Source organism: Kordia sp. (genome assembly GCF_022447245.1).
In the GTDB taxonomy this organism is placed as follows: domain Bacteria; phylum Bacteroidota; class Bacteroidia; order Flavobacteriales; family Flavobacteriaceae; genus Kordia.
The window spans coordinates 16,062-33,245 of sequence record NZ_JAKVBC010000037.1; the positions used below are offsets into that span (position 1 = coordinate 16,062).

The window sequence follows — 17,184 nt, forward strand, 5'->3', positions numbered from 1 at the left end:
CAAGTTACAGCACAATCCTGTGGTAACTGGGTAACACTATCAACCTGAATGAATGTTGTATTATTGGAGATTTTTATGATAATGGCAAAGTAGAAGGTGTAATAACATTATCAGGTAACAATACTTATTGTGACACAAATACTGTTTTGAATGGATGTGGAGATGATGGAGTTATTGCTATTGACAATTGTCAGGATGATAGCAATCCAGATCAAACAGATACGGATAATGATGGAATTGGTGATGCCTGTGATAATTGTCCATCTATAGCTAATAATAATCAATTAGACAGTGATAATGATGGAATTGGTGATGCTTGTCAAACACAAGCAGGAGCGAATACAGGTTTTGTAGGAGTCAGTACCAATAATCCACTAGCTAAATTTCATGTAGAAGATGGTGATGTGTTTGTAAGTAACTTTAACCGTGGAATTATATTGACAACTGCTTCTGGAAAATGCTTTCGCTATAAACCAAATGAACAAGGAATGTTAGTAGGTAAGGAAATTATATGTCCACAATAAAAAAAATGAAAACTATGATAAAGAAAATTACAATTATATTAATCATCCTATTATTAGGAAGTAACCAACAATTTTTTGCGCAAACTCAGTGTAACACAGGTTCCAATGTTGTTTCACTTTATACCCAAGAAGATGTAGATAACTTTGTAAATATGTATGCAGGTACTTGTAATTATGTGCCAGAACTTAACATAGGTAGTTTCAGTAACCCTAATTCAATTACAGATATTTCAGGACTATCTTTTATCACAGAAGTTTATAGCTTGAAATTGAATAGTCTACAGGCATTATCGTCATTTACGGGGTTAGAAAATCTTCAATCTGTTGTAAAATTAACTATTCTTAATTGTGATTTAGTGACTGATATCTCTTTTCCAAATTTAGTTATAAATGATCCAGTAAATACGAGTCTCAATATAAGTGGATGCAATAATTTACAATCATTTACATTAAATCAAACTACAGATCATTACATTAAGTCTGGTCCAATAATCAAAAATAATCCGCAATTAACAAACTTGAATTATAGTATTGATCCTTCTACAACGAATAGTAATGGCTCAGGTGTTGAGATTATAAATAATGATAGTTTGACATCCTTAGCTTTTTTAGGGAATATATCTAATGATTCTAGAAGTATAATAATCGAAGGAAATGCATCCTTAACAAGTTTGTCTAGTTTGCATGTGGGAACAACAATCCATAGGCTATGGTTTATTAATAACCCTATACAAAATTTGGATGGTTTAGAAAGTGTAACAACAATCAATATGTTAACAATTAATCAAAGTAATTTGTCAAACTTATTAGGTTTTCAAAATGTGACGAATTTGAGTCAACTATATATTGGTGGTGCTCCACTTAGTTCACTCCAAGGATTAAATGTAAGTCAATTAGGTCTTTTGAAAATAAGCTATACCGATATTGTAAATCTTCAGGGGCTCGATAATTTAGTTAGTGCGGGTACACTAGAATTTTCATCAAATGCTTCTTTAACAAATCTGTCAGGATTGGAAAATATAGCCGATATTAATAGACTTAGATTAATAGGCAATAGTTCATTAGTAGATATTTCAGTAATAAGTGATTTTCTATCTTTGAGCAATTTAGAATTAACATTAGAAAATAATACACAATTATCAAATTGTTGTATAATAGAGACACTTTTAGAGCGAGGACTTGAGTATTCATCATTAATTATTTCAAATAATGCTTTTACCTGTTCAGATATCAATTCAGCTATTTTAAATTGTACTGAAGATGGATTGTTGATTGATCTAGATAACTGTGATGATATTTCAAATCCAGATCAAACAGATACTGATAATGATGGTGTGGGTGATCCGTGTGATAATTGCCCAACAGTAGCAAATAATAATCAATTGGATAGTGACAATGACGGAATAGGTGATGCATGTCAAGGGCAAGCAGGTGCGAATAGTGGTTTTGTAGGAGTTAGTACAAATAATCCATTGGCTAAATTTCATGTAGAGGATGGTGATGTGTTTATCAGTAATATCAATCGTGGAATTATTATGAAAACAGCTGACGGGAAATGTTTTAGATACCAGCCAGATACCAATGGAAAGTTGGTAGGAACTCAAATAATTTGCCCACAATAAAATGAAAAAAGCGGTTGTATCTTAGTGGACAACCGCTTTTCTATATTACTTTTATAAGTTTCTTTACGAAACTAGCTGCTTTAAATTCTGAATAGTTGCTGTTGGATTCTCAGAACGGAATACAAAACTTCCCGCAACCAATACATCTGCACCAGCATCTACCAAAGCTTTAGCATTTTTATCATTGACACCACCATCGATTTCAATTTCGGTTGCAGCTCCTTTTTCTGTAATCAATGCTTTAAGTTTTTTGACTTTATCATACGTATTTTCTATAAATGATTGCCCTCCAAATCCAGGATTTACACTCATGATACAAACCAAATCAATATCTTGAATAACGTCTTCTAAGAGACTTATATTGGTATGTGGATTCAAAGCTACTCCAGCTTTCATTCCTGCCGCTTTGATTGCTTGTAGTGTTCTGTGTAAGTGTGTACATGCTTCGTAATGTACCGTTAACACATCTGCACCTAAATCAGCAAATGTTTGAATATAACGATCTGGGTCAACGATCATTAAATGTACATCTATAGTTTTGGTAGCGTGTTTACTAATCGCTTTTAATACTGGCATTCCGAAAGAAATGTTCGGCACAAAAACGCCGTCCATAATATCAATATGAAACCAATCAGCTTCACTTGCGTTTACCATTTCAATATCGCGTTGTAAGTTGGCAAAATCTGCAGCCAAGATCGATGGCGCAATTCGTTTTGTAGACATAATTTGTAGTGTGTTGTTATTTGCCGACAAAAGTACTATAAAATAAACGCTCTCGCAATGCGAGAGCGTCATTCATCAATCAAAAAACGAACAGTTATGTTATAAAAACTAAACTGCTGTACGGTTTTTAGGAGTTTATCCTAAATATGTTTTTAATATTTTACTTCGTGATGTGTGCTTTAAACGACGAATCGCTTTTTCTTTAATTTGACGTACACGCTCACGAGTTAAGTCGAAAGTTTCTCCAATTTCTTCCAAAGTCATAGGATGTTGATTTCCTAATCCGAAATATAAACGGATAACATCTGCTTCTCTCGGCGTCAATGTTTCTAAAGCACGCTCAATCTCTGTTTTTAAAGATTCATGTAATAATTCTTTATCAGGATTTGGCGATTCTCCAGAATTCAATACGTCATATAAGTTCGAATCTTCTCCTTCAACTAACGGCGCATCCATAGATACGTGGCGTCCAGAGTTCTTCATCGACTCTTTTACATCATTCACAGTCATGTCTAATTCCTTTGCAATTTCCTCTGCAGAAGGTACTCTTTCATGACTTTGCTCAAGATACGCAAAAGTTTTATTAATTTTATTAATCGAACCAATTTTGTTTAAAGGTAAGCGCACAATACGTGATTGTTCTGCTAATGCTTGTAAGATAGATTGTCTAATCCACCATACTGCATACGATATAAATTTAAAACCACGCGTTTCGTCAAAACGTTGAGCGGCTTTAATTAGACCCAAATTTCCTTCATTGATCAAATCAGGAAGTGTTAATCCTTGATTTTGATACTGCTTTGCAACCGATACTACGAAACGAAGGTTAGCTTTTGTTAATTTTTCTAGAGCAATTTGGTCTCCAGCCTTGATTCTTTGAGCTAATTCTACTTCTTCGTCTGCTGTAATAAGGTCAACTTTACCGATTTCTTGAAGATATTTGTCTAAGGACGCAGTTTCCCTGTTGGTAACCTGCTTGGTAATTTTAAGTTGTCTCATGTACTCTACTTGGGATTTTGATCTTGTGCTTACGCTACTAGTTATACGTACGAATTGGTATAAATGTTACAAAAAGTTAAAAAATATTTTAAATAAACTTTTCGAAAAGTGTAATTCCTTTAAAATTAAAAGATTACACACCTCTTTTATCACCATAAATATGCACATGCAAACGATCAGTATAGTGAAATTGATGCTTTTTGCATACTTCAATCAGCCATTGTTGCTTATTTTTCAATGCTTCTGGATTGGTTCCTTCGGGCATTAAGTATACTTTTTGGTTAGGAATCTTATAAGTTGTACAAATGTTTAACACTTCCGTGAGATCGTTCTCAGAGGAAATTACAAACTTAAAAACTGCTTTTTCATTTGTAGAAAAGTATTCGTATGCTGCTGGTTTTTCACGTAATTTCTTCGGATTGTTAGAATTTGCCAACTTAGGAGATACATTATATTGATCAATCAAGGCTTCAAAGGTTGCATCAGGCAACAACGTACCATTGGTTTCAATCTCAAAAAAATAATCGTCTGCTTTACTATTGAAAAATTCGATTAAAGCTGAAAGTTCTTGCAATTGCATCATGGGTTCGCCACCAGTCAATACAATGTTTTTACAACCAGTTTTTGCAACTTCTTCATAGATTTCTTCCAGCGTAAGCGAAATAATCATTTTATCCATTTGATACTTTTTATACGCTGGATCTTCATCTTTTACATGCGCAAAACGCGTTTTCTCCCAATTCCACGTATAATCTGTATCGCACCAAATACAATGCAAATTACAAAGCGATGTTCTAATAAACACGCTCGGCTGTCCCATATTTTTTCCTTCTCCTTGTATGGAATGAAAAATTTCAGGTCTTCCGTCCAGATTTGCAATTTTCAATTTCGTCATAAATGCTGCTTCAAAAGGTAAACCACAAAATTAACGCATTCCAATTGGAGAGACAAAACTATATGAAACGGAATCAAATTTGAATTTATATTTGTGAAAATCACAAAAAATAATTCTATAGTTTGTGTTGATTGCTCTTTTTGATGTGATTATTGCAATAATTTTGAATGTATTAAAATTTGAGATTATGGAAATACCGATTATACCAGGAAGAGGACTTGTAACAAGTACTGCAACGAATATGCGTTTGGACTTTTTAGAAGCCAATGACATCGATACAAATATCATTTCTGAAGCCACATTAGAGTTTCAGGATATTAGAGGAAATATAGAATCTTATATCGGAAGCACTGAAATTCCATTGGGCATTGTTGGTCCATTACTTTTTAATGATCAAGAAACACAAGAATTAGTGTACTGCCCAGCAGGAACTTTAGAAGGAGCGTTGATTGCAAGCATGAATCGCGGCGCTAAAGTGATTAGCAAAAGCAAAGGTTTTTCTGCAGAAGTGAAATGGCAAAGAATGACGCGTTCGCCTATGTTTATTTTTGAAAACGTAGAAGAAGCTTCTATTTTTAAACACTATGTAAAAACTGCATTTTTAAGTATCAAAGAAGCTGCGGAAGCACATACAAATTATGGAAAACTAATAGCAATTAATTGCATTCAAGATATAAATGTAATACATACAAAGTTTAGCTACGAAACACGCGATGCTTCTGGACAAAATATGACAACAACCTGTACGTGGCATGCAATGCTGTATTTGGTAGAAGCTTTTACAAATGCAACAGGAGTTAAACCTTTAGATTTTGTGATTGAAGGAAATGGTGCGTGTGATAAAAAAGTATCACAATACAATATAGATTCTGGTAGAGGAATTCATGTAGTAGCCAAATGCGTGCTTTCAGAAGAAATCATCACGAAAGTACTGCGTACAACTTCCGATAAACTGATGCGTTGTTTTCATCCTTCCAAAAAGTTAGCAGAAAAAGACGGAATGGTTGGTTATAATATCAATGTTGCTAATGCGATTGCTGCGATTTTTGTGGCAACAGGGCAAGACTTGGCTTCTATCCATGAGTCTAGTGTGGGAATATTGCATTTGGAACAAAAAAATGGCGGATTGTATATGCGATTAACTTTACCAAACTTAGTCATAGGAAGTATTGGCGGCGGAACTTCCTTACCGAGACAAGCACAGGCATTGAAAATAATGGATTGTCATGGAAGCGGAAAAGTGGAGCGATTTGCGAAACTCATCGCAGGTTTTGCGTTAGGATTAGAGATTTCAACTTATGCCGCAATTGTCAGTGGTGAATTCGCAAAAGCACATGAAAAATTAGGAAGAAACAAACCTGTACAATGGTTATTACCTTCAGAACTGACATCAAGCTTTGTACAATCGAGTTTGAATGGTTTTTTTGAAGACAAACAGATTCAGCACATCCAGCCAAAGTCACATGAGTTGTTAGAGAATGGAATTTTAACAAACATAGCATCAAAGGTTAATAAAAAAATCATAGGTTTTTTGCCATTTCAGATTGATTACATACAACAAAATGGCATCGCCCAAACCAAAGATGTACTCATAAAATCAAAACCACTTGATGATGAGGTAATCAAAGGTTTGCATACCATTGCTGCTTCTATAAGTCCAACATTGTCAGATGTGTTGATAAAATCTAAACGACATTTAGAATACCATAATTGTCATCTCAAAGAAATTGAGTTGTATTCGTATTTACACAAAAGCGGATTTGAAAATATGCCAAAGTATTTTGGGAAACATGTCAATCCAAAACGTGAAATTTTTATGTTGATTCAAGAATTTTTGTCTGTTTCTGATATGAAAATCATGAACACTGAAAACGATCCTAAACAATGGAAACCTGGCGATATTCTTTCTGTCATGAAAACAATTACACAATTTCATCAAGAAGTGAAGTTGGAAGATTTTACACATGTTCAAGAATTCCAACCGTGGAAAGTGAGCGAATTATACAAAAAAATGATGCAGATTCTCATCACAGAATGTGCAGAAGTAGATCAAAAAAATGTATTGGAAAAACTACATGATGAGATTGATGATCTAAAAAATCAAGAAAAAGAGATTCATGTTGAAAAAACAATTGTGCACAACGATTTTAATCCGAGGAACATTGCAATTAGAAATAATGGAATGCCAGTAATTTACGATTGGGAATTAGCAGTTATTGATGTGCCACAACGTGATATTGTAGAGTTTTTGAGTTTTACATTATTGCCAAGTTTCAAAAAAGATGAACTTTATTTTTATCTAAAAACACATTATCAATTGTATGATGAAGTGGATTGGAATGTATGGATAAAAACTTATAGATATGCATTGAAAGTGTACATCATCACGCGATTGTCTTTCTATGAAGTTTCAGGAATTTTAATTGCGTACGATTTCTCAAAACGCGTATTGAAAACGGCATTAAAAATGCTCAAATATTTGGAAGAAGATGCATAGTTTTTTACAACATATCTATATTGTTTTGCTGCCTTTAATCATTTCAAATGTATTGCACATGTTTGTGATTAAAAAAAATATGTTTTCATGGTTGACAATATCAATTTCACAAAAACTATTTGGCAAAAATAAAACATGGAGAGGCTTTGTGTTTGTTTCCCTTGTGAACTCCATAGTGTTATACGTACTTGATTTGGCCTGTAATTTTCAATTAGAACATACTTTCTTTATAGGGTTTATGCTTGGTTTCTCATATATGTTGTTTGAGTTACCAAATTCGTATATGAAACGAAAATTGGGAATTCAAGCTGGACAACAAGCAACATCCAACAGAATACTCTTTGCATTCATTGACAAAATGGATTCTGCTTTTGGAGTCATATTGGTGTACTTTTTAATGGGATTTATCTCGTTTCCATATGCGTTGCTACTCTTCATAATCTCCAGTGCAACCCATATTATAATCAGTCAACTTTTAGTTCAATTTCACATCAAAAAATCATTCTAACATGGAAAAAGAAAATATATACAATGTTCCTAATTTTTTAAGCTTTTACCGATTGCTCACATTTCCCTTAATCGTATGGTTTATCTATACAGGAGAAGAAAAGATGTTTGCCATATTTTTATGTGTAAACTTAGTCACAGATATTTTAGATGGTTTGATTGCGAGAAGTTTCAATCTGCAAACAAAATTTGGCGCAAGATTAGATTCATTAGCTGACAACGGAACGTTCATTGCTGCTTTTATCGGAATTTTCACGTTTAAAATTCATGACTTTGCGGAATCTATTTGGATGCTTTGGACATTCATTGGTTTCTTCGTGTTAGGCTTATTGATCTCTTTTATAAAATTCAGGCAGTTTCCAACTCTACATTTATACACCACAAAAATTGGAGGTTACGTTCAGGGTTTCTTCATTTTTGTATTGTTTGCGTGGAGTTATAATGAATATTTGTTTTATGTAGCAATGATTATTGGATACATTTCACACATTGAAGAAATTATAATTCTCATGATTTCAAATGCAATGAAAACAGATGCCAAAGGTTTGTATTGGGTTTTGAAAGAAAGTTAAAAGCGTTGATTTTTCCATAACCCAACACCCAACACCCAACATCTAAAATCTAAACTATGTCTTTCTTTTTCAAGCAATCCGAAACTACTCGACTGCTAATTATTGCTGCTTTAGGTGTGATTTTAGGATTCATTACCTATGAAATTGTATACTATTTGAATCCGTTTTCTCCCAAAGCTACGATTAGTTGGATACTGGCTTTTATTATTGGAATTGCACGACAACATGCATTACACAGATATTTTACTTTTTCGCATCAAGGTTCATACTTTAAAAGTTTATATCGAGCGTATATTGTAGATACTGTCGGACTGCTATTTAGTACTGGACTCAATTGGTTTCTGGCTGAAGTTTTACAGTTGCATCATCGTTTGGTGTGGGGAATTTGTTTGCTATCTTCAGCTTTGATTAGTTTAGTGTTTCTTAAAAAGTATATCTTTAAGTCTACTTCAAGTATTTCATACATAATATAGAATGTCCGTAAAAAACACAGTTTGTCCTGAGTTTTCTGTTTTTTATTAAATGCAATAATTAAAAGTATGCCTTCTATTTAAATTTGCAACTTTACATGCTACAGCTAATTTAATTTATAAAAGTAGGTAGCAAAATTGTCGCTTGTAAACTAGAAAATATACCAGATATTGAATGGAATATATTTTTGATAGACTTGTGTTAAATAAAGTCCAAAAATATTTCAAGTTTAACTTGAGTTTCCTAATTTCACGACAAAGAAAAAGTAATGGATTCAAACTTTTTTAACTTTTTATTGATTGCCGGAGCTGTTCAAGGTTTTATCTTCAACGGTTTCACATTATTTTCTAAAAAGAAAGTAGATAAGGTGATCATTTTCCTTAATCTTACCGTTTTCTTTTTATCGCTGAACAATCTGCAAGCTTGGCTTATCGCAAAAGATTTTCGTTTTGATTTCTTCTTTTTGCGGCAATTTTTAGTGTCTTGGTATATGTTTATCATGCCCATGTTTTATATGTTTTTAATTTATTATTTAAAAATTGAAGACAAAGTACGTAGCTATGTTAAGTTTGCCATTGTATTATTTGTGATCGAGTTGATTGTGCGTAGTATTTTTATTTTGAATGCTACAGAAGCAGATGTTTCTATAATTAAAATGTATACAAGAGCTGAAGAAATGGTCAATGCAGCATTGTCAACTTTTCTTTTCTATAAATGTCTTCAAATTGTATTTCAAAAAAGCAAACTCCTTGATTTTATTGTAGATTATGATGATATAAAATGGTTGAAAATCTTTCTAATTTTAGGTGGATTTGTCATTGCTTTTTGGGTGTTGGCAATTGGGTTAAATACATATTTTGAAGATGCGCGTGCATATTATCCATTACGATTGGCAACTTCTATATTGTTGTATTGGATCGGTTATCAAGGAACTTCTCGTTATACCTTACTACATGATCGAATTATGTTGCGTGGGAAACTTGCAGCATTGAAGCATGAAACAACAGAAAAGGTAGTGTCGGAAACTGAAAATAATTTATTAGAAAAGCACCAACAAGAATTCGAAACCATTGCAAGCTATATTTTGTCTGAACAACGTTTCTTGGATTCAAAATTGAGTTTGGAACAATTATCCGATGAGCTCGATATTAGTGCGGGGCATTTGTCAAAACTAATCAATAATTACAGTGAATATAACTTTTCAGATTATATCAACTCCTTACGCGTTGCACAGGCAAAAGCATTGCTAAAAGATGACGATTTTGATAATTATACGATTGTCGCTATTGGATTGGAATGTGGATTTAATTCGCGTTCTACGTTTTATACCGCTTTCAAAAAGTTTACAGATCTTACGCCTTCAGAATATCGAAAAACACATTGAACAATTATATAGGAGGTATAAACCGTCTTAAATTTTCATCCAAATAAGATTTCGGACATTTAAAAAAACTTAAATACCATACAAATTGAAACTATTTTCTTCTATAGATAGTTGTTTCTAGTATCGAGTAAGAAACTGTTTTAAAGTAAGTGTTTACCAGTGGTTTTTGCTTTTAATTGTACTTTTTAGCATTCAAAAATCAAGACAAAAAAATATCCGAATATTTCTACCAACTAACATTTCGGATCTTGAAACTTGGTATCGTAACTACATTTGTTTCATATAAATTTTAAAACCGAATTAATTATGAAGAAGTGTATTGTTATCTTATTATTAGTGCCTTTATTAGGTTTTTCTCAAGAGAAAAATAAGCGTGTTGAGTTCAACTCAATTTCATTAAACCCACTTTCAATTTATTTAGGCGGGCCAGGTGGGTTTTCAATTAGTGGAGACATCGGTTTATCATATAAAGGAAATGATTTTTTGGTATCGGGTCAGTTTGGAGAAGAATTAAATTTGTTTGGATCAGAAGGTGATTCGTTCGCAGAAATAAGTCTGTCTTGGGGAAAAAAATCTGAATTGACAAGTTGGTTGCAATGGGAAGGCTTTGTAGGACTTTCCTATTTTAATTACAAAAGAAAAAATCTTGATTTTACACATGATAGAAGTATCACAGTTGGTGTTCCTTTCATCACAAAGCTCAAATTTATGATAGGAAATTCTTTTTCCATTGGCACACAAGTACGTATCAATATGAATACTGTTCAATCAGTCATGAGTGGCGGACTTTCTTTTCAAGTGGATTTTTAAAAAAAACTGCATTACAAATTTTACGATAAGATACATAAAAAAACGCCACGAAATTTCGCGGCGTTTTTTTAATATATTTAGAAAAGATTACTTTTTTTCTTCTCTTTGTTTCTTGTCTTCACGTGGCTTACGCTCTTCTCTCGGAGGTCTTTTTAACAAAGCCTTACGAGACACTTTCTCTTTACGTGTTTTAGGATCTACACCAAAGTATTTTACGTCTAAAATGTCACCCATTTTTACAACATCACTTACATTGTTTGTACGTTCCCAGGCCAACTCAGAAATGTGTAACAATACTTCGTTTCCAGGCGCTTCAGTATATTCTACAACCGCACCGAAATCTAACATTTTTACAACTTTTACTTCGTAAATGCTTCCTTTTTCTGGTTTAAAAGTAATCGCGTTAATTTTAGCTAACACACCGTCAATTCCTTCTTGGTCTGTTCCTAAGATTTCAACAATTCCTTCTTCTGTTATAGGATCTTCGTTGATAACAATTGTCGTATTTGTTTCTTTCTGTAACTCTTGAATTACTTTTCCTCCAGGTCCAATTAATGCACCAATGTATTCTCCAGGAATAACACGTGTAATCATTTTTGGAGCATGTGCTTTTACATTCTCGTTTGGAGTTTCGATCGTATCCGTTAGTTTACTTAAAATATGTAAACGTCCGTCACGAGCTTGTTGTAACGCTTTTACTAAAACTTCGTATGACAATCCTTTGATTTTGATATCCATCTGACAAGCAGTGATACCATCAGCAGTTCCTGTTACCTTAAAGTCCATATCTCCTAAGTGATCTTCATCTCCTAAGATATCTGATAATACAGCGTATTTTCCTGTGTCTGCATCAGAGATTAATCCCATTGCAATTCCAGACACAGGCTTAATCATTTGTACACCAGCATCCATTAATGCCATTGTTCCCGAACAAACTGTTGCCATAGAAGATGAACCGTTTGATTCTAAAATCTCAGATACCACACGTACTGTGTATGGGCAATCATCAGGAACCATGCCTTTTAAGGCACGTTGCGCTAAATTACCGTGTCCAACCTCACGACGCGATGTTCCTCTAATAGGGCGCGCTTCTCCTGTTGAAAAAGGAGGGAAGTTGTAGTGTAAATAGAAACGCTCTTCTCCTTCATAAGATGGCATGTCTATTTGGTTTGCTTCTCTCGATGTTCCTAAGGTGACAGTAGCTAATGCTTGTGTTTCTCCACGTGTAAAAATAGCCGAACCGTGTGTAGATGGTAAATAATCTACCTCGCACCAGATTGGTCTGATGTCTGTAGTTTGACGACCATCTAAACGTAATCCTTCATCTAATGTTAAGTTACGGATGGCAGATTTTTGTGCTTTTGCAACATACTTATGAATTAGTTTACCCAATTCTTCTTGCTCTTCTTCAGTGAATGATTCAAAGACTTCTTCTTTTAAATCGCTCAATGCTTGTCCACGTTCGTGCTTAGAAGAACCTGCTTTAGCAATAGCATATGTTTTATCATATACCATTCCGTGAATCTTTTCAGCCAATGCTTCATCTTCGACTGCAGGTTCGTACTCACGAGTTTCTTTTTTACCAAAAGCTTCCGCTAATCTCAACTGTGCTACACACTGAATTTTAATAGCTTCATGTGCTGCTTTGATAGCTTCTGTCATTTCTTCTTCTGAAATCTCTTTCATTTCACCTTCTACCATCATTACAGAATCTGCAGAAGCTCCAATAACCATATCGATATCAGATTCTCCCAACTGTGCTAACGTAGGATTGATAATGAACTCTCCATTTATACGACCAACACGTACTTCAGAAATAGCCGTTTCAAACGGAATATCTGATAACTGAATTGCCGCAGAAGCTGCTAAACCAGCCATTGCATCTGGCATAACTTCTGGATCGTGAGACATTAACTGAATCATTACTTGCGTTTCAGCATGGTAATCTTTTGGGAATAATGGACGTAATACGCGGTCTACCAAACGCATTGTCAATACTTCTCCATCACTTGGTCTTGCTTCTCTTTTAAAGAAACCGCCAGGATAACGACCAGCTGCTGCAAACTTTTCTCTGTAGTCAACAGTTAATGGTAAGAAGTCAACATCTGCCTGGTGATAATTGGAAACTACCGTACATAATAACATACATTTTCCCGACTGTACGACAACGCTACCATGCGCTTGCTTCGCTAATTTTCCGGTTTCGAGAGAGATTTCTCTTCCGTCACCAAGGTCTATGACCTCTTTAAAAACTTTTGGAATCATAAATTTTCTTTAATTCTAATTAAACTTAGGTCGTTGTGTTGTTGTGTGTAGTTGTTGTGTTGACCCAATGAAAAACCAGTAATTATAGCTTTTTATAACTTCTTACAAATGAGTAAAAAGTGTGTTTATGTAATTAAAAAAAGAGGCACGAAGCCTCTTTCCTTTTATTTTCTTAATCCTAATTCTTTTACGATTGCACGATATCTGTTGATATCTTTCTTCTTTAGATAGTCAAGTAGGCTTCTTCTTTTACCTACTAACTTTACTAGAGAACGCTCAGTGTTAAAATCTTTACGATTTTTCTTTAAGTGCTCCGTTAAGTGATTAATTCTGTACGTGAATAACGCAATTTGACCTTCAGACGAACCTGTATCTTGTCCAGATTTTCCGTGCTTTGCGAAGATCTCTTCTTTAACTTCTTTAGTTAAGTACATGCCAATATTGTTTTAATAATTTTTATGTATTGATACGACTATCATATCAAGCGGCAAATATACTACTATTTTTTAGAATCCAAATGAATAATTAAACCTTTTTGATTTGTGGCAGTCAGAAGAACATAATTGTTAAAAAACGTTAAATATGTAATGTGACTTAGCAATTAGTTTTGGTACCAAATTGAATAGATTACAGAGGAATTCCATCTTACAAAAATTGAAAACCTTTAAAACAGGAACAGATGAAAAACTAAATTCAAAAAGCAACAGGGATTTTTAGTAGTATTGATGACACTCTTTTTAATGACTGCTTGTCAAAATGAAACCGCAATAGAAACCTTTGAAAAGGAAGTTGCAATAGATGATCAACTTGCAAAACGGAGTGCAGAAATAGATTTGATATCAGACGATATTGGATTGATCGTTGATGAAGCTTCAGTAGAAGCAAAATCTTCAGTATCATTTTTACCAACATGTGTAACCATTACTACTGAGATTAGTTCAGGTTTTACCCAAAGAACACTCGATTTTGGTGATGGATGCGAATTGCCAAATGGAAATGTCGTCAGCGGAATTATTATGATGAGTCATGCAGTAGTTGTAAATCCAGCGACAAGAGAAATTGCTGTAACGTTTGATAATTTTACACGAAATGGTGTTTTGGTAGAAGGAACACGCAGTTTAGAACGTATAGCTTCAAACGATGCAGGAAATCCACAATCGACAGCACAAGTAAATATGCAAGTAACATGGCCAGATGAAACTACAGCCACTCGTGAAGGAGTAAGAGTTAGCGAATGGATTGAAGGTATTGGTTCGGGAACTTGGACAGATAATGTATTTTCTATCACAGGAAATGCGACCACTACAGGACGACTTGGGAATACACATGCTGCAACTATTACAACTGCATTACGTAGAGAAGCTATTTGTGCATTTATTGTAAGCGGAACCGTTGAATTATCTAAGAATGATAATACAGGAACTTTAGCTTATGGAGATGGAACCTGTGATGGTGAAGCCACTTGGACAAACCCAAATGGAGAAACAGTTACAATTTATTTAGATTAGCAATCTTGAGTAATTTTTAGTTTTAAGCGACAAAAGGCTTCCATTTGGAAGCCTTTCTTTATCATTATATTTGTAAAAAAATTACGCGCGTATTGGCTGATTTTGGATCAAGTCAATATACAAGTTAATTTTGTTTTTCAATTCTTTTCTGTGTGAGATAAAATCTAGGAATCCATGCTCTAATAAGAATTCTGATGTTTGGAAACCTTCTGGTAAATCTTTTCCTGTTGTATCACGAACAACTCTTGGTCCTGCGAATCCGATTAAGGCACCAGGTTCTGCAATATTGATATCTCCAAGCATTGCAAATGAAGCAGTTGTTCCTCCAGTTGTTGGATCCGTACACAATGAGATGTATGGAATTCCAGCGTCAGCTAATTGCGCTAATTTTGCAGATGTTTTTGCCAATTGCATTAACGATAATGCAGCTTCCATCATACGTGCTCCACCAGATTTTGAAATGATCATGAATGGAATGTTGTTTTTGAGTGAGTAATCTGCAGCACGTGCAATTTTTTCACCTACAACACTTCCCATAGAACCTCCAATAAATTTGAAGTCCATGCAAGCAATGACTAAATCTTTTCCTTTCGATTTTCCGACAGCTGTACGAACAGCGTCTTTTAAACCAGTTTTTTCTTTAGCAGCTTTAAGTCTGTCAACATATTTTTTACTGTCTTCAAACTTTAATGGATCTTTTGATGTAAGATTTTTATCGAGTTCTTTAAAATCATTATCATCAAATAATATTTCGAAATATTCTTTACTTCCTATACGTACATGGTATCCATCTTCAGGGCTTACGTAGAAGTTTTTCATTAATTCTTCTGAATCAACGATTTTTCCTGTTGGCGATTTGTACCAAAGTCCTTTGGGCGTATCTCTTTTTTCCTCTGTTGAGGTTTGAATACCTTTTTCTTTTCTTTTAAACCAAGCCATAATGATTTGTGAATTACGATTTACAATGTTAGATCGTTTGTGACAATCTGTATCGTACGATCAAATTAGTTAGTTTTATTTTTAGTTAGTCGACAAAATTACTGTTTTTATTGATGAAACTCAAAATTTGATTTGGCTATCTATAGTTTCATTTTTTTCTAGGTATAAAAAACCTCGTTAACGCATTGAATTTCAGTGTTAACAAGGTTTTTGTGTTCTTGTTTATTTTGTGAGCTTCTCATTTACATGAGAATGTCCAAATATTATAAGGTATTTACGTTGTTTAAATCTTCAAAGGCTTGCTTTAAACGTGTTTTGAATGTTAACTCACCTTCACGTAACCATTTTCTTGGATCATAGGTCTTTTTGTTAGGAATATCGTCTCCATCAGGATTTCCAATTTGTGCTGCTAAGTAGTCTTTCTTCGTTAATATATAATCACGAATTCCAGACATAAATGCAAACTGTAAATCTGTATCAATGTTCATTTTAATGACTCCATATCCGATAGCTTCTCTGATTTCTTCTAAAGTAGAACCTGATCCGCCGTGGAAAACAAAGTCAATATGATTGTGTCCAACATTGTATTTTTCTGAGATATATTCTTGCGAATTTTTCAAGATTTTTGGTGTCAGTTTAACATTTCCTGGCTTGTATACACCGTGTACATTTCCAAAAGCTGCAGCAATGGTAAAACGAGGACTTACTTTCATTAACTCTTCGTATGCATACGCAACTTCTTCTGGTTGTGTATATAATTTAGAAGCATCTACATCAGAATTGTCAACTCCATCTTCTTCACCACCTGTAATTCCCAATTCGATTTCTAATGTCATTCCCATTTTGCTCATGCGCGCTAGGTATTCTTTGCATATTTCGATGTTTTCTTCTAATGGTTCTTCCGAAAGATCGATCATGTGTGAACTGTATAAAGGTTTTCCAGTTTGCTTGAAGTGCTCTTCACTTGCGTCTAACATACCGTCAATCCAAGGCAATAATTTCTTAGCACAATGATCGGTATGTAAGATTACAGGAACACCATATGCTTCTGCCATTTGATGAACGTGTTTTGCTCCAGCAATAGAACCAGCAATGGCTGCTTTTTGCCCTTCATTACTTAATCCTTTTCCTGCGTTGAATTGTGCACCTCCATTAGAGAATTGAATGATGACAGGAGAATTTAATTCTGCAGCGGTTTCTAAAACTCCATTAATAGAGTTTGAACCTACTACATTTACTGCTGGTAATGCAAAGCCTTTTTCTTTGGCTAATTTGAATATTTCTTGTACTTCGTCTCCAGTAGCAACTCCTGGTTTGATATTATGACTCATCGTCTTTTGGTTTTTTTTGTTTGGATTACAAAAGTAATAAAATTGTGATGAGTTTTTACGTAGTTGACAATTTTAGAAGCTCCTGTGAAGTCACTTTTGCGAATTTGATAATTTCGAGTGTTTTTACTGAAAAATTT

The 17,184-nt window shown here is 34.0% G+C and carries 15 protein-coding genes and 1 pseudogene; 9 read left to right on the plus strand and 7 right to left on the minus strand.

What is annotated here, in order from left to right:
• Positions 1–161: 161 nt before the first annotated feature.
• Together MK119_RS19965 and MK119_RS24420 are read left to right on the plus strand one after the other, a co-directional pair.
• Positions 162–524 (plus strand): annotated as a pseudogene (locus tag MK119_RS19965) (thrombospondin type 3 repeat-containing protein); the annotation flags it as partial.
• A gap of 14 nt (positions 525–538) precedes the next feature.
• On the plus strand, positions 539–2,146 hold the full coding sequence (locus MK119_RS24420) for a thrombospondin type 3 repeat-containing protein (protein WP_366512848.1): 1,608 nt from the start codon (positions 539–541) through the stop codon (positions 2,144–2,146).
• Positions 2,147–2,209: 63 nt separating this feature from the next.
• On the opposite strand, the gene rpe is transcribed toward MK119_RS24420, so the two are convergent.
• The 3 genes from rpe to MK119_RS19985 all read right to left on the minus strand — a co-directional run bounded on the left by rpe (position 2,210) and on the right by MK119_RS19985 (position 4,763).
• Complete coding sequence (gene rpe / locus MK119_RS19975; protein ID WP_290682669.1) at positions 2,210–2,869, minus strand: ribulose-phosphate 3-epimerase; 660 nt, start codon at positions 2,867–2,869, stop codon at positions 2,210–2,212.
• A 135-nt stretch (positions 2,870–3,004) separates the two neighbouring features.
• Positions 3,005–3,868, minus strand: coding sequence for a sigma-70 family RNA polymerase sigma factor (locus MK119_RS19980; RefSeq protein ID WP_108112975.1), 864 nt, complete (start codon positions 3,866–3,868; stop codon positions 3,005–3,007).
• A 133-nt stretch (positions 3,869–4,001) separates the two neighbouring features.
• On the minus strand, positions 4,002–4,763 hold the full coding sequence (locus MK119_RS19985; RefSeq protein ID WP_290682674.1) for a 7-carboxy-7-deazaguanine synthase QueE: 762 nt from the start codon (positions 4,761–4,763) through the stop codon (positions 4,002–4,004).
• Positions 4,764–4,950: 187 nt separating this feature from the next.
• Here MK119_RS19985 and MK119_RS19990 point away from each other — a divergent pair, with 187 nt between their 5' ends.
• From MK119_RS19990 to MK119_RS20015, 6 genes are all read left to right on the plus strand, one after another.
• The gene (locus MK119_RS19990) at positions 4,951–7,260 is read left to right on the plus strand and encodes a phosphotransferase (RefSeq protein ID WP_290682676.1); all 2,310 of its coding nucleotides are present in this window, start codon (positions 4,951–4,953) and stop codon (positions 7,258–7,260) included.
• The gene (locus MK119_RS19995) at positions 7,253–7,768 is read left to right on the plus strand and encodes a CDP-archaeol synthase (protein ID WP_290682678.1); all 516 of its coding nucleotides are present in this window, start codon (positions 7,253–7,255) and stop codon (positions 7,766–7,768) included. The genes MK119_RS19990 and MK119_RS19995 overlap by 8 nt, the downstream gene beginning before the upstream one ends.
• A 1-nt stretch (position 7,769) precedes the next feature.
• The gene (locus tag MK119_RS20000) at positions 7,770–8,339 is read left to right on the plus strand and encodes a CDP-alcohol phosphatidyltransferase family protein (RefSeq protein ID WP_290682680.1); all 570 of its coding nucleotides are present in this window, start codon (positions 7,770–7,772) and stop codon (positions 8,337–8,339) included.
• A gap of 56 nt (positions 8,340–8,395) precedes the next feature.
• Positions 8,396–8,812, plus strand: coding sequence for a GtrA family protein (locus tag MK119_RS20005; protein ID WP_290682682.1), 417 nt, complete (start codon positions 8,396–8,398; stop codon positions 8,810–8,812).
• Between the two features lie 266 nt (positions 8,813–9,078).
• The gene (locus tag MK119_RS20010; RefSeq protein WP_290682684.1) at positions 9,079–10,194 is read left to right on the plus strand and encodes a helix-turn-helix transcriptional regulator; all 1,116 of its coding nucleotides are present in this window, start codon (positions 9,079–9,081) and stop codon (positions 10,192–10,194) included.
• 306 nt (positions 10,195–10,500) lie between these two features.
• Positions 10,501–11,004 (plus strand): hypothetical protein, encoded by a 504-nt coding sequence (locus MK119_RS20015; RefSeq protein WP_290682686.1) that lies wholly within the window; start codon positions 10,501–10,503, stop codon positions 11,002–11,004.
• A gap of 87 nt (positions 11,005–11,091) precedes the next feature.
• Here the strand turns inward: MK119_RS20015 and MK119_RS20020 are convergent, their stop codons facing one another.
• Both MK119_RS20020 and rpsO read right to left on the minus strand, forming a co-directional pair.
• Complete coding sequence (locus MK119_RS20020) at positions 11,092–13,269, minus strand: polyribonucleotide nucleotidyltransferase (RefSeq protein ID WP_290682688.1); 2,178 nt, start codon at positions 13,267–13,269, stop codon at positions 11,092–11,094.
• 164 nt (positions 13,270–13,433) lie between these two features.
• Positions 13,434–13,703, minus strand: a complete 270-nt coding sequence (gene rpsO, locus MK119_RS20025; protein WP_290682690.1) for a 30S ribosomal protein S15 — start codon at positions 13,701–13,703, stop codon at positions 13,434–13,436.
• Positions 13,704–14,009: 306 nt separating this feature from the next.
• Between rpsO and MK119_RS20030 the strand changes: the two genes are divergently transcribed.
• A complete protein-coding gene (locus MK119_RS20030; RefSeq protein WP_290682692.1) occupies positions 14,010–14,777 on the plus strand; it encodes a hypothetical protein in 768 nt (255 codons plus the stop codon).
• Positions 14,778–14,858: 81 nt separating this feature from the next.
• Here the strand turns inward: MK119_RS20030 and accD are convergent, their stop codons facing one another.
• Both accD and fbaA read right to left on the minus strand, forming a co-directional pair.
• Entirely contained in the window at positions 14,859–15,716 is an 858-nt protein-coding gene (gene accD, locus MK119_RS20035; protein WP_290682694.1) for an acetyl-CoA carboxylase, carboxyltransferase subunit beta, read from the minus strand.
• Positions 15,717–15,979: 263 nt separating this feature from the next.
• Positions 15,980–17,047: a class II fructose-bisphosphate aldolase gene (gene fbaA, locus MK119_RS20040; protein ID WP_290682696.1), complete on the minus strand. Its 1,068-nt coding sequence runs from the start codon at positions 17,045–17,047 to the stop codon at positions 15,980–15,982.
• Positions 17,048–17,184 lie beyond the last annotated feature (137 nt).

Bases quoted from the DNA above. Each gene is read 5' to 3' on its own strand.
- MK119_RS24420 (WP_366512848.1), top strand. From the start codon at position 539: ATGATAAAGAAAATTACAATTATATTAATCATCCTATTATTAGGAAGT.
- rpe (WP_290682669.1), bottom strand. From the start codon at position 2,869: ATGTCTACAAAACGAATTGCGCCATCGATCTTGGCTGCAGATTTTGCC.
- MK119_RS19980 (WP_108112975.1), bottom strand. From the start codon at position 3,868: ATGAGACAACTTAAAATTACCAAGCAGGTTACCAACAGGGAAACTGCG.
- MK119_RS19985 (WP_290682674.1), bottom strand. From the start codon at position 4,763: ATGACGAAATTGAAAATTGCAAATCTGGACGGAAGACCTGAAATTTTT.
- MK119_RS19990 (WP_290682676.1), top strand. From the start codon at position 4,951: ATGGAAATACCGATTATACCAGGAAGAGGACTTGTAACAAGTACTGCA.
- MK119_RS19995 (WP_290682678.1), top strand. From the start codon at position 7,253: ATGCATAGTTTTTTACAACATATCTATATTGTTTTGCTGCCTTTAATC.
- MK119_RS20000 (WP_290682680.1), top strand. From the start codon at position 7,770: ATGGAAAAAGAAAATATATACAATGTTCCTAATTTTTTAAGCTTTTAC.
- MK119_RS20005 (WP_290682682.1), top strand. From the start codon at position 8,396: ATGTCTTTCTTTTTCAAGCAATCCGAAACTACTCGACTGCTAATTATT.
- MK119_RS20010 (WP_290682684.1), top strand. From the start codon at position 9,079: ATGGATTCAAACTTTTTTAACTTTTTATTGATTGCCGGAGCTGTTCAA.
- MK119_RS20015 (WP_290682686.1), top strand. From the start codon at position 10,501: ATGAAGAAGTGTATTGTTATCTTATTATTAGTGCCTTTATTAGGTTTT.
- MK119_RS20020 (WP_290682688.1), bottom strand. From the start codon at position 13,269: ATGATTCCAAAAGTTTTTAAAGAGGTCATAGACCTTGGTGACGGAAGA.
- rpsO (WP_290682690.1), bottom strand. From the start codon at position 13,703: ATGTACTTAACTAAAGAAGTTAAAGAAGAGATCTTCGCAAAGCACGGA.
- MK119_RS20030 (WP_290682692.1), top strand. From the start codon at position 14,010: ATGACTGCTTGTCAAAATGAAACCGCAATAGAAACCTTTGAAAAGGAA.
- accD (WP_290682694.1), bottom strand. From the start codon at position 15,716: ATGGCTTGGTTTAAAAGAAAAGAAAAAGGTATTCAAACCTCAACAGAG.
- fbaA (WP_290682696.1), bottom strand. From the start codon at position 17,047: ATGAGTCATAATATCAAACCAGGAGTTGCTACTGGAGACGAAGTACAA.